This is a genomic window from Alcaligenes sp. AB3 (assembly GCF_031844565.1).
Taxonomy (GTDB): domain Bacteria; phylum Pseudomonadota; class Gammaproteobacteria; order Burkholderiales; family Burkholderiaceae_B; genus Alcaligenes; species Alcaligenes faecalis.
Window position 1 is genome coordinate 363,857 of the sequence record NZ_JAUZVM010000001.1, and the last position, 12,050, is coordinate 375,906.

Here is a 12,050-nt window from a genome sequence, read left to right on the forward strand (position 1 = left end):
TTAGAAGCTGTAGCCCAAGCCTATGCCACCAAAGACGCTGCTTTTCTTCTCGACCAGCGGGCTGTCTTTGGCTTCTTCACCCAAGGTGTTCACGCCCAGCAAGCCTTGCAGGGACCAGCTTTCGCTGATCTTGTGGGTGTACTGGCCGTACAAGGCATAAGAGCGCAAACCAGCATCAGGGCGGTACGTGCGCAGCTGGCCATTGCTGCCAGCGGCTTCATGAGATTTCACGCCAAAGTAGGTGCGCATGGCTTTTTCGTTGGACCATTTCAATTCCGCACCCAGCGAGAAGCTGCTGTCCTGGTCGTTCCAGAGGCGGTAGCTCAGATCCAGAACGGCTGTCGCGCCGTAACCGCTTTTCAGTGCCTGGTAGTAGCTGCCTTCGATCTTGGCATTGCCCAGTTGGTAGGCGGTAAAAACGCCCAGATTGCCGTGACGATCAATATCGTCAGTACCGTACAGGCGGTCAGCATCACCCGATTTACGTGCGCGGGCCAGGGCGGCGTACGTGCCGATAGTCCAGTTGTCGGTCAGGTTGGTTTGCAGACCAATGGCAGGCATGCCTGCCTTGGGGGCCAAAAAGAAGTGGCCATTGCGGTGCGACAGCAGGGGGTAAAAGCGGCCATCGTAACTGTCAGCCCCTTCGTATTTGGGGGCGAAACCCACACCCACGCCAACCGTGGTTTGCTGCGCCAGTGCCTGACTGGTTCCTAAAGCACATAAAGCGAGTAGCAGGCAGGGACGCAGAGCAGAGCGGGCGAGGGTGGGCATGACAGATTTCCTTGTGATACGGGATAAAAACAGGCCCGCTTGCCGCGGGCCTAGCTATCGTATCAAGGTTTGAACGGGCTTAGGCAAAATCATGACCGGCCTGTATGGTCTGTTGTGCCAAGCCTACATCTGCTCAGGCCCGAATATAAATCCAGTTCTCTGCCTGCAGTGTCACCAGCGCCGTGATCGCTCCTTGCTCCAGGGTTTGGAAGCGCTCTGGCGCGCTGAGCGCTTGGTTGCGCAGTGTGTTGGGGCACAGATAGGTATAGATGTCACACTCGTGTTCTGCGCCTTCTACGCAGGCTTTAACCGCCTGCGCATTGGCGATGATGCGAATCTGCGCATCCGGTATGTCCTTGAGCAAGTTGCGCGCATTGCTGCGAGCGCGCTCCAAGGCATCGGCGGTGGGGGCATGCAAGAGAACACGAGTGCTCATGAATAAATGTCCTGCTTGAAATTAACGTGGGCCAAAAACGCGTTCGGTGATGTCGGGTGAAGCGCCGGTCTGCATTTGGATGCGACCCTGCTCATCCTGCCAGACCATGGCGGGGGTAGCACGCAAATCCCAGCCCATCATCAGGTCTTCATTGCGGGTCAGGTCGGCCTCGATGTCGCTGGGCACGCTGTCCAGACCTTTCACACCGGCGCTGCGGTCTTTCAGCATGGCCAGAGAGTGCTCGTTCAAGGCCTTGGTAGGATCCTTGGCGGCCAGGATGGCGGCGGATTTCAGGCTGCTGCTGGGGGCCAGGATGCCAACCATGATGTGACGCAGCTGTACCTTGCCGGACTCCACCCACGGGCGGGCCATTTGCCAGAATTGCATGCAGTACGGGCAGTTTGGATCGGTAAAGACGTAGACCACGCGAGGGGCCTTGTCGTCGCCATCCTTGATCCAGCGGGATTTTTCCAGCTTGCCCAGCATGTCTTTGGCGATAGCCGGTTGAACCAGCTCGTCCAGGCCGGCAGGTCGCACCTCTTCGCCATTGGCATCGATCATGGTGCCCACCATCATGTGTTGCCCATCGGGCAAGTTGTAGATGGCCAGTGCCCGATTCCCGCTATATGCGCCCCAGGCTTTCAGGCCACCGGGAGCATCAAACTCGCCCACAATGGACAGCCCTTGTTCTTCCAGAGCCTTCAGGGCAGCGGGGCGGTCGGCGGCGTGAGCAAGGGTGCTGGTACATAGCAAACCGGCCAAGGCAAGACGAATCGAAAAAGAAGAAAGCGACATGGTGATTAAATCCTGCAAAACAGTCGGTGAATGTATATATCCATAAAATATATACTAAGAGCCAAATGGAATAAAAGAATGGGACTAGGCCTTGTGCGGAGAGTTCCCCATTCCTGTTCTGATCAGGCTGTTTCTCCGGTTTAGCCGGGTGTGCGAATATTCAGATTGGCCAGTTCCAGCAAGCGGTAGGTTTCGTGCACGGGCAAGCCCATTACGCCGGTATAGCTGCCACTCAAGTGGCTGATGAACGCGCCGCCCAGACCCTGAATACCATAGGCCCCCGCTTTGCCCATAGGCTCGCCACTGGCACAGTACTCTGCAATTTCCTGCTCGTTCAGCGTTTTGAAGCTGACTTCGCTGATGCTGATGCTTTCAAATTCCACCCCGCCCACGCCCAATGACAGGGCGGTCATCACTTTGTGACGGCGGCCCGAGAGCTCGCGCAAGATACGTGCGGCATCGGCCATATCAGCAGGTTTACCAAAAATGTCTTCGCCCATGCAGACCGTGGTGTCGGCACTCAAAATAGCGCGTTCTTGATCCAGGCTACTATTCTGTGCTCGCCATTCCAGGGCGCGCAGCAGCTTGTCGCGGGCCGTGCGACGGACATAGTCCAGCACGGCTTCCTGTTCCAGGCGCGGCTCATCCTCGCCCGGAGGGCTGGGCACGTTCAGGACTTCATGCGTGATCTGGATACTGTTGAGCAAGTCGTGGCGACGTGGGCTGGCAGAGGCCAGGTAGATGGGCTGAAAAGGCATAAAAAAAACCAGGACTAAAAGAAGGTTCAGGCGCGATGGTAGGGATGCCCGGTCATGACCGACCAGGCGCGATACAGCTGTTCGGCCAGAAAAATACGTACCAGAGGGTGGGGCAGCGTCAGGGAAGACAGGCGCAGCATGCCGTGGCAGCTTTGCTTCAAGGCCGCATCCAGCCCGTCCGGGCCTCCGACCAGAATCGCAATATCCTGACCGCTGCTGCGCCAACGCTCCAGTTCCTGGGCCAGCTTGACAGTGGTCAGGTCCTTGCCGCGTTCGTCCAGAGCAATGCGCATTGCTTGGGCGGGAATGGCTGCTTCAATGCGCTTGGCCTCGGCCTGCATCATCTGGGCGGGCGTCTTGCCGCTGGTACGAGGTTCGGCCTTGATTTCGCGTAGTTCTATGGCGCAGTCCTGAGGCATGCGACGTGCATATTCCTGCCAGCCTTGTTCCACCCAGTCGGGCATGCGCTGACCTACCGCGATGACAATGAGTTTCATGGAATGTCGTAAAAGAAAAAAGGCCGCATCGTAAGCTGCGGCCCGGGTATTGCCGACAGGGCAGAGGAAGGGTTTAGTCTTCGTCTTCGTCGGCGCTGGCAAAAAAGCCAGCCGGTGGAACCTGGCGCGATTGCGGCAGCAGTTCCACTTCGACAGGGCGCTCGCCCCAAAGTTCTTCCAGGTTGTAGTACTGGCGGATGGCAGGCTGCATGCAATGCACCACAATGTCACCCAGATCCAGCAACACCCATTCGCCGGTGTCCTCGCCTTCATGGGCCAGGACTTCGACTTTGTTTTGGCGTGCCTTGTCAAACACGTTCTGGGCCAGAGCGCGGGTTTGCCGGTTGGACGTACCACTGGCGATGACCACACGATCGAACAGGCCGGTCATGTGGGTAGTGCTAAAGACCTTGATGTCTTGAGCTTTGACGTCCTCGAGGGCATCGATGACGAGTCGTTGAAGTGTTTCTATATTCATAAAAAGAACTATACAGGGCGCGCCTGTGGGTGGGAAAGATAGAGCCGTTTTTTGTCAATGTATTGAGCGACTTCTTCCGGGACCAGGGCGGTGATGTTGTCACCGCGCTGCACTCGCTCCCGAATTTGGGTGGCCGAGATGTCCATGGGCAGAAAGTCGATCTGATGTAAACGGCGCTGAAGTCGACTCAGTTCCTGTTGCAAGGCCTCGGGAGTTTCCACAGGACTGCCGGGGCGCTGGGCAACAGCCAGTTCGACGTATTCAAGAATTTCCTGCCAGTCGTTCCAGCTGCAAAAGTTATGCAGTTGGTCGCTGCCTAAAATCCAGTAGTACCGCGACCCGGCAGGCAAGCTGCGCACCGTGTCGATGGTGTAGGTGGGGCCGCCGCGCTCGATCTCCACGGGGTTGACCTGCAGGCCGGGGTGGCGTTGTGCAGCCAGTTCGGCCATGGCCAGACGATCCTGGGTGCTGGCACCCAGAGCGTCGCGTTGCCAGGGCTGGGCAGCGGGCAACAGCTGAACCTGGTCCAGCTGCAGTTGCTCGAACGCGGCAAGAGCCAGTGCTACGTGGGCTTTATGGATGGGGTCGAAACTGCCACCCAAGAGCCCGACTCGCTTCAAATCCATTCGCGCGGCACCAGGTATTGCGCCAACGCCGCTTCCGGTGTGCCTGGTTCGGGCGACCAGTTGTAGCGCCAGTTCGCCTGGGGGGGCATGGACAGCAGGATGGATTCTGTACGTCCACCCGATTGCAGGCCAAACAGGGTGCCACGGTCAAAGACCAGATTGAATTCCACATAACGGCCACGACGTATGGCCTGGAAGTCCCGATGCGCCTGGGTGTATTCCTGATCCATGCGGGCACGCACGATGGGTGCATAGGCATCGGTAAAGGAATTGCCCACGGAGCGGGTCAGGGCAAAGCTGGCCTCAAAGCCGGGCTCGTTCAGATCGTCGTAGAAAATGCCGCCAATGCCACGGGTTTCGTTGCGGTGCTTCAGGTAAAAATACTCGTCGCACCAGCGCTTGTAGCGTGGGTAGTAATCCGCACCGTGTGGCGCCAGGGCATCGTGGCACACCTGATGGAAGTGGCGCGCATCGTCTTCGTGCAGGTAGTAGGGCGTCAAGTCCAGACCGCCGCCAAACCAGAACACATCGTCTTGACCCGCTGTTTGGGCCTGGGCCACAAACATGCGCACGTTCATGTGCGTGGTGGGCACAAAAGGATTGCGCGGGTGTATCACCAGCGAAACACCCATGGCCTCCCAGGGGCGCCCGGCCAGTTCAGGACGGTGGGCGCTGGCCGACGGAGGCAGGGTGTGGCCTTTGACATGGCTGAACAGAACGGCCGCCCGCTCGAACACGGGGCCGTTCTCCAGCAGGCGGGACAGACCGCCACCGCCTTCCGGACGATCCCACTGGTCCGACTCGAAAGGCGTGCCATCCAGTTGCTCAAGAGTGTCCACGATGTGGCTTTGCAGCTGACGGAAATAAGCCTGGACGGTATCAATGGGTAAAGACATGAAAAGACCTTGCTGCGACAATCAGGATTCACTGCTGGGCAGAGCGCGCCAGCCGATATCGGTACGGAATTGCTTGCCGTCGAAATGCGTTTGGGAAATGGCCTCGTAGGCGGCTTCCTGAGCGCGACGGATGGAGTCGGCCATGGCGGTGACACACAGTACACGACCACCCGTGGTGACCACGGTGCCCTCTTTCATCTGCGTGCCTGCATGGAAGGTGATGCACTCGTCGGTGTCTTTCGCAAATTGCGTGATGGCATCACCCGTGCGTGGCTCTTCGGGGTAATTGGCCGCTGCCAGTACCACGCCAATTGCGGTACGACGATCCCATTCGATGGTGGCCTCGTCCAGCTTGCCGGCCAGAGCCAGTTCGAAGGTCTCGGTCAGATCACTCTTGATGCGCATCATGATGGGCTGGGTTTCAGGGTCGCCCATGCGGCAGTTGAATTCCAGCACCTTGATGGGGCGGGTAGCGTCCGGGCCATCGTCAATCATCACGCCAGCATACAGAAAGCCGGAGTAGGGCAAGCCTTCCTTGGCCATGCCTTGCATGGTGGGGTGAATGACTTCGCGCATGATGCGGTTATGCAGCGTGGGGCTGACGATAGGAGCGGGGGAGTAGGCACCCATGCCGCCGGTGTTCGGGCCCTGGTCGCCGTCTTTCAGGCGTTTGTGGTCCTGGCTGGTGGCCATGGGCAGCACATTCTTGCCGTCACACATCACGATGAAGCTGGCTTCTTCGCCGGTCAGGCATTCTTCCACGACCACACGGGCACCGGCAGCGCCAAAGCGGCCATCGCCCAGAATGTCGTCAATGGCGCCCAGTGCTTCTTCCAGCGTGGTGGCCACAATCACGCCCTTGCCAGCGGCCAGGCCATCGGCCTTGACCACAATGGGAGCGCCTTGCTGACGGATGTAATCCTTGGCGGCATCCGGATCGGTAAAGGTCGCGTAGGCGGCCGTCGGGATGTTGTGACGCACCATGAAGGCCTTGGCGTAGTCCTTGGAGCTTTCCAGCTGCGCGGCAGCCTGGGTGGGACCAAAGATTTTCAGACCGGCCGCACGGAAGGCGTCCACAATGCCGGCTGCCAGAGGGGCTTCCGGGCCGACGACGGTGAAGGCAATTTTTTCTTGCTTCACAAAGGCAATCAGTTCCTGGATATCGGTGATCGCCAGGTTTTCAATACGTTCGGCACGCGCGGTACCGCCATTGCCAGGGGCAACGTAGACAGTCTGCACGCGTGCAGATTGGGCCAGGCGCCATGCCAAGGCGTGTTCACGGCCGCCGCTGCCGACAACAAGTAGCTTCATAGTGATGAGTCGGGCAGGGCCCGCAAAGAGGAGTTTTCAGGAACCAGGTTATTCGGCTTCGTCCATGACGGCGGTGGTGTAGACCTCTTGGACATCGTCCAGGCCTTCCAGTGCGTCCAGAAGTTTTTGCATTTTGACGGCATCGTCGCCGCTCAGTTCGGTCTCGTTCAGGGCTTTCATGACCACGCCTTCCACTTCGGGCGTCAGGCCTGCTGCCTGGAACGCGGCTTGCACAGCCGGGTAATCCGTGGGAGCGCACAGCACTTCGATCAGACCTTCTTCGTCCGTCACGATATCGTCGGCACCGGCTTCCAGACCGATTTCCATAATCGTGTCTTCCGAAGTGCCGGGAGCGAACAGAAACTGACCGCAGTGGCGAAATTGAAACACGACCGAGCCGTCCAGGCCCAGATTACCGCCATTTTTTGTAAAGGCGTGACGCACATCCGAGACAGTGCGCTGACGGTTGTCGGTCATGCAGTCCACAATCACGGCAGCGCCGTTGATGCCATAGCCTTCGTAGCGAATTTCTTCGTAGTTGGCGTCGTCTGCCCCACCTGCGCCGCGCTGGATGGCGCGCAGAATATTGTCTTTGGGCATATTGGCCGCGGTTGCCTTGTCCCAGGCCATGCGCAAACGTGGGTTGGACTCGGGATCAGGCCCTCCGGCACGTGCGGCCACGGTGACCTCACGAATGATCTTGGTCCAAAGTTTGCCCCGTTTTGCGTCCTGACGACCTTTACGGTGCTGAATATTCGCCCATTTACTATGTCCGGCCATAAAGTATTACCAATTCAGTAGACTACGTTCAAAGAAAAACAGATCTATTTTAACCTGTCTGCGCGACAAGGCCCGAGCTTGGGTGAAAGTCGCTAGAATCTAGGCACTTGGCATTCTATCCGGAAGAGAACAAACAATCATGGCCGATCCAATTTTGCTTGCTCAGAACAGCAATACTCCCATTTACCTGTTGCCAGCGCTGGCCAACCGGCATGGATGTATTACGGGTGCCACAGGAACGGGTAAAACCGTCACCTTGCAGGTGCTGGCCGAAGCGTTTTCCCGCCAGGGAACCCCGGTGTTTCTGGCTGATGCCAAGGGAGACCTGAGCGGAATTTCCCAGGCTGCCCAGCCCAATCCCAAACTGCAGGAGCGTCTGCAAAAACTGGGTCTGCCTGAACCGGCCTGGGGCGCAAACCCGGTCACCTTCTGGGACATTTTCGGCGAGCAGGGCCACCCGGTCCGCGCCACCATCTCCGACATGGGGCCCTTGTTGCTGGCCCAGATTCTGGAGCTGAATGACACCCAGGAAGGGATTCTGAACATTCTTTTCCGTGTGGCAGACGATGAAGGCCAGCTGATTCTGGACCTGAAGGATTTGCGTGCCTTGCTGCAGGATATATCGGATCGTGCGGCCGAACTGCGTGGCCAGTACGGCAATATTGCCGCCGCCAGTGTGGGAGCCATTCAGCGAGCCTTGCTGCGTCTGGAAACGCAAGGGGCGGATCGCTTCTTTGGTGAGCCGGCCCTGGATGTGATGGACTGGATTCGCACCGATTCGGCCGGGCGGGGCATGATTAATGTGCTGGCCGCCGACAAGTTGATGCAATCACCCCGTTTGTACGCCGTGTTCCTGTTGTGGATGCTGGCTGATCTGTACGAGCGTCTGCCGGAGGTGGGCGATCTGGACAAGCCGCGTCTGGTTTTCTTCTTTGACGAAGCCCACTTATTGTTTACAGGTGCACCCAAGGCCCTGCTGGAAAAAGTGGAGCAGGTTGTACGCCTGATTCGCTCCAAAGGGGTGGGTATTTATTTCGTGACACAAAACCCGCTGGATATTCCTGATACCGTTCTGGGCCAGTTGGGTAACCGGGTTCAGCACGCCTTGCGCGCCTTTACGCCGCGCGATCAAAAAGCCGTCAAGACGGCGGCGCAAACCATGCGTCCCAATCCAGGTCTGGATATTGAAGCGGCCATTACGGAATTGGGTGTGGGTGAAGCCCTGGTGTCCATGCTGGATGCCAAGGGGATTCCCACGCCTACCGAGCGTGCCTGGCTGGTGGCGCCGGGTAGCCGGATTGGTCCCGCTACCGATGCGGAACGACAAACGGTACGACAAGCCTCCTTGTTTGGCTTGAAGTACGACCAAGCTATTGATCGTGAGTCCGCTTACGAAGTGCTGGCCAAAAAAGCGACGGATGCGGCCGCCAATGGCGCTGCGGGAGCCACTCAGGCGGGTGGCACGGCGGCTGGCAAGGATGACGGCCTGATGGGCGTGGTGAATGACTTTCTATTTGGATCAACAGGGCCGCGGGGTGGCAAGAAAGATGGCTTGGTGCAAAGCATGATCAAAACCGAGACCAAACGGGCTGCCACCAAAGTGCTGCGTGGGGTGTTGGGTTCTTTATTTGGAGGGAAACGTTAATGCCCACGCAACTGCCACATCTTATTGTTGCTACCGCACGGCCATCTGAAACCACACGGTGGGCGGACGAATTCCGCAAAGCTTATCCTCACTGGAAAGTCGACGAGTTCGTACCGGGCCAGCCCAGCACCGGGGCGACCTATGCCGTGGTCTGGCAGCCGGATACGGTCTTGTTCAAGCAGGAGCCCAATCTGCGCGCTACCTTTAACCTGGGGGCGGGCGTGGATGCGGTGGCAGGGACTATCCCGGCCGAAATGCCTTTGTACCGCCTGGAAGATGCGGGCATGGCCGAGCAAATGGCCGAATATGCCTTGTATGGTGTGCTGCGTGCCGTGGGCCGGTTTCAGCCATACGAAGAACAGGCGCGTGAAGGCAAATGGAAAGCGCATCGCCCGATTGACCGCCGTCAGTGGCCGGTAGCTGTGCTGGGTCTGGGTGCGATTGGCAGCAAGATTGCCAAGGTCATCGCCAGTCTGGGTTACCCGGTGCATGGCTGGTCGCGTCGTTTGCACGAGGCTGACTTCCCTTGTTATGCCGGTGAACAGGGCCTGAAAGAGTGCGTATCTGCCAGTCGTATCCTGGTTAATGCTTTGCCATTGACTCCGCAAACCGAGGGCTTGATCAATCGCGACGTATTGTCGAATTTGCAGCCTGGCGGCTATCTGATCAACGTGGCTCGTGGTGGTCACCTGGTTGATGCCGATGTGCTGGAGGCTCTCAAGAGCGGCCATCTGTCAGGTGCTTTGCTGGACGCCTTCACCCAGGAGCCGCTGCCAGCAGACCATCCGTATTGGGGCATTCCTTCCGTGATGATTACGCCGCACATTTCGGGCATCACCGTGCGAGAGCTGGCACTGGAGCAAATCGGTTCGCGTATCGAGCTTTTGCAAGAAAGCAAACCGGCGTCCGGGCGAGTCGATCACGGCCAGGGCTATTAATCATTGTTGGATCAGGACCCGCCTGCCAGCACCGTGGGGAGCTGGCAGGCTACTTGCTGTTTTGTGAACAGAGCAGCGTCTTGTCAGAATAAGGCCGTTGAGGCCATGTAAAACCACAAGGAAAGAGGAATGAGTAAAGTTCATCGTATTGCCGTGATCGCGGGAGACGGGATCGGCAAGGAAGTCATGCCCGAAGGGCTGCGTATTCTGGAAGTGGCCGCTCGTCGTCACGCCATCAATTTTGATTGGAAAGTGCTGGACTGGAGCTCGGACTACTATCAGAAGCACGGCACCATGATGCCCTCGGACTGGAAAGCCCAACTGATGGATACCGAGGCCATTTTCTTTGGTGCCATGGGCTGGCCCGATCTGGTGCCTGACCACGTTTCGCTGTGGGAGTCCCTGTTCAAGTTCCGTCGTGAATTCGATCAGTACATCAACTTGCGTCCCGTGCGTTTGATGCCCGGCGTGCGTTCGCCACTGGCAGGTCGTGAGCCCGGTGATATTGATTTCTTCATCGTGCGCGAGAATACCGAAGGCGAGTACTCCAATAGCGGCGGCATCATGTTTGAAGGCACGCAGCGCGAAGTGGTGATTCAGGAAAGCGTCTTTACCCGCACCGGTACAGACCGTGTCTTGAAGTTCGCTTTTGAGCTGGCTAAAAAGCGTGGCAAACACGTTACCGCGGCGACCAAATCCAACGGTATCTCGATTTCCATGCCCTGGTGGGATTCCCGCGTGGCAGCCATGGGCGAGCAATACCCGGATGTGAAGTGGGACAAGTATCACATCGACATTCTGTGCGCGCACTTTGTGCAGCACCCGGACTGGTTCGATGTAGTCGTGGCTTCCAACCTGTTTGGCGATATCTTGTCCGATCTGGGCCCGGCATGTACTGGCACCATCGGTATTGCACCGTCGGCCAACCTGAACCCCGAACGTGTGTTCCCATCCTTGTTTGAGCCCGTGCACGGCTCGGCCCCGGATATCTACGGCAAGGGCATTGCCAACCCGGTCGGTCAGATCTGGAGTGGTGCCTTGATGCTGGATTTCCTGGGCTACCCGCAGGCCGCCGCCGAAGTGGTGCAAGCCATTGAGCAGGTTTTGGCCAACGGCCCACGTACCCCTGATCTGGGCGGCCAGGCCAGCACTGCAGAAGTCGGTGCCGCCGTTGCCCAGGTTCTGGAAGCGATGGCCTAAACCATTAGCTGGACTTGGGTGGGCGCAAGCCCGCCCAGGTGATGGCGCCAATCATGATGGCGCCACCCAGCAGCGCACGGCTGCTGGGGTATTGAGCGAAGAGCAGAGCCGCAAAGGCGATGGCGTAGACAGGTTCCAGGGCGATCACAATCCCGGCGCTGCGAGCATTCAGAACGGTTAGCGCAGAGACCAGCAGGTAGTGCGACAAGGCCGTACAAAACACTCCCAGCAGTGCAATCCATACCCAGTCCACCAGCGTGCTGTCGCCCAGCAGCGGTATGGCGAAAGGCCAGCACATCAAGGCGACAAACAGGTTTTCCCACCAGGCCACTTGCTGTGCCGACAAATGCTTGGCGGCGCGGCGGTTGATCAGGGTGAACATGGCGAAGGTAAAGCCGGAGGCAATCGCCCAGGCCAGGCCAATGGTAGATTGATCCTGGAAATCGAAAGAGGGGGTCACCAGCAACAAGCCAAAGGTGACCAGAGCCAGAATGATCCATTCCGACACGGTGACGCGCTCGCGCAGCACGGCCCATTCACACAAGGTAATGAAGGCCGGGAAGCTGGCAAAACCCAGGGTGGCAATGGCCACACCGCCCACTTTGACGGCCACGAAAAAAGTGGCCCAGTGAATGGCCAGCATGATGGAGGCCATAAGCAGGGTGCGAAAGTCCGCGGCTTTCATGCCCTGACCCAGGCCACGTCCTTGAGAGCGGATACTGATAAACAAGGCCAGCACTGCAAAACTGGCCCGGCCAGCCGTGATCAGCATGGCGCCGACCTGGATGAGTTCACCAAAAATACCGGTCAGTCCGAACAGAACGGCGGCCACATGAATGGCAGCCAGAGCACGTCCATGCGTCATGGAAAGCGATCCGAGAAAAAAGAGTCAAATTTAGGCTATTCTGGTGCTTTATAT

General features: G+C 58.2%; 14 protein-coding genes. 3 read left to right on the top strand and 11 right to left on the bottom strand.

The genetic code is table 11. The features are described from left to right. The 10 genes from Q9R35_RS01700 to Q9R35_RS01745 form a co-directional block, all read right to left on the bottom strand. The gene (locus Q9R35_RS01700) at positions 1–771 is read right to left on the bottom strand and encodes a MipA/OmpV family protein (RefSeq protein WP_042481977.1); all 771 of its coding nucleotides are present in this window, start codon (positions 769–771) and stop codon (positions 1–3) included. 133 nt (positions 772–904) lie between these two features. Further along, entirely contained in the window at positions 905–1,207 is a 303-nt protein-coding gene (locus tag Q9R35_RS01705) for a hypothetical protein (protein WP_063690859.1), read from the bottom strand. A gap of 21 nt (positions 1,208–1,228) precedes the next feature. After that, entirely contained in the window at positions 1,229–2,002 is a 774-nt protein-coding gene (dsbG, locus tag Q9R35_RS01710) for a thiol:disulfide interchange protein DsbG (RefSeq protein ID WP_042481972.1), read from the bottom strand. 140 nt (positions 2,003–2,142) lie between these two features. After that, entirely contained in the window at positions 2,143–2,760 is a 618-nt protein-coding gene (locus Q9R35_RS01715; RefSeq protein ID WP_311219257.1) for a Maf family protein, read from the bottom strand. Between the two features lie 26 nt (positions 2,761–2,786). Beyond that, the gene (gene rlmH / locus Q9R35_RS01720; protein WP_009456141.1) at positions 2,787–3,257 is read right to left on the bottom strand and encodes a 23S rRNA (pseudouridine(1915)-N(3))-methyltransferase RlmH; all 471 of its coding nucleotides are present in this window, start codon (positions 3,255–3,257) and stop codon (positions 2,787–2,789) included. Between the two features lie 73 nt (positions 3,258–3,330). Then, positions 3,331–3,735 (bottom strand): ribosome silencing factor, encoded by a 405-nt coding sequence (gene rsfS, locus Q9R35_RS01725; RefSeq protein WP_042481969.1) that lies wholly within the window; start codon positions 3,733–3,735, stop codon positions 3,331–3,333. Positions 3,736–3,743: 8 nt separating this feature from the next. Beyond that, entirely contained in the window at positions 3,744–4,361 is a 618-nt protein-coding gene (gene nadD, locus Q9R35_RS01730; protein WP_311219258.1) for a nicotinate (nicotinamide) nucleotide adenylyltransferase, read from the bottom strand. Then, complete coding sequence (gene hemF / locus Q9R35_RS01735) at positions 4,352–5,257, bottom strand: oxygen-dependent coproporphyrinogen oxidase (RefSeq protein WP_086060342.1); 906 nt, start codon at positions 5,255–5,257, stop codon at positions 4,352–4,354. Before hemF ends, nadD begins: the two co-directional genes overlap by 10 nt. A 21-nt stretch (positions 5,258–5,278) precedes the next feature. After that, a complete protein-coding gene (gene purD / locus Q9R35_RS01740; RefSeq protein ID WP_063690857.1) occupies positions 5,279–6,568 on the bottom strand; it encodes a phosphoribosylamine--glycine ligase in 1,290 nt (429 codons plus the stop codon). A 48-nt stretch (positions 6,569–6,616) separates the two neighbouring features. Further along, the gene (locus tag Q9R35_RS01745) at positions 6,617–7,348 is read right to left on the bottom strand and encodes a YebC/PmpR family DNA-binding transcriptional regulator (protein ID WP_026483044.1); all 732 of its coding nucleotides are present in this window, start codon (positions 7,346–7,348) and stop codon (positions 6,617–6,619) included. Positions 7,349–7,487: 139 nt separating this feature from the next. On the opposite strand from Q9R35_RS01745, the gene Q9R35_RS01750 reads away from it, so the two are divergent. The 3 genes from Q9R35_RS01750 (at position 7,488) to Q9R35_RS01760 (ending at position 11,131) form a co-directional block, all read left to right on the top strand. Next, the gene (locus Q9R35_RS01750) at positions 7,488–8,993 is read left to right on the top strand and encodes a helicase HerA-like domain-containing protein (RefSeq protein ID WP_063690855.1); all 1,506 of its coding nucleotides are present in this window, start codon (positions 7,488–7,490) and stop codon (positions 8,991–8,993) included. Then, on the top strand, positions 8,993–9,931 hold the full coding sequence (locus tag Q9R35_RS01755; RefSeq protein ID WP_063690854.1) for a glyoxylate/hydroxypyruvate reductase A: 939 nt from the start codon (positions 8,993–8,995) through the stop codon (positions 9,929–9,931). The genes Q9R35_RS01750 and Q9R35_RS01755 overlap by 1 nt, the downstream gene beginning before the upstream one ends. A 129-nt stretch (positions 9,932–10,060) precedes the next feature. Next, positions 10,061–11,131: a tartrate dehydrogenase gene (locus Q9R35_RS01760; RefSeq protein WP_042481959.1), complete on the top strand. Its 1,071-nt coding sequence runs from the start codon at positions 10,061–10,063 to the stop codon at positions 11,129–11,131. 4 nt (positions 11,132–11,135) lie between these two features. Here the strand turns inward: Q9R35_RS01760 and Q9R35_RS01765 are convergent, their stop codons facing one another. Beyond that, positions 11,136–11,996 carry a DMT family transporter gene (locus tag Q9R35_RS01765; protein ID WP_042481957.1) on the bottom strand — a complete coding sequence of 287 codons (861 nt, stop codon included), beginning with the start codon at positions 11,994–11,996 and terminating at the stop codon, positions 11,136–11,138. Positions 11,997–12,050 lie beyond the last annotated feature (54 nt).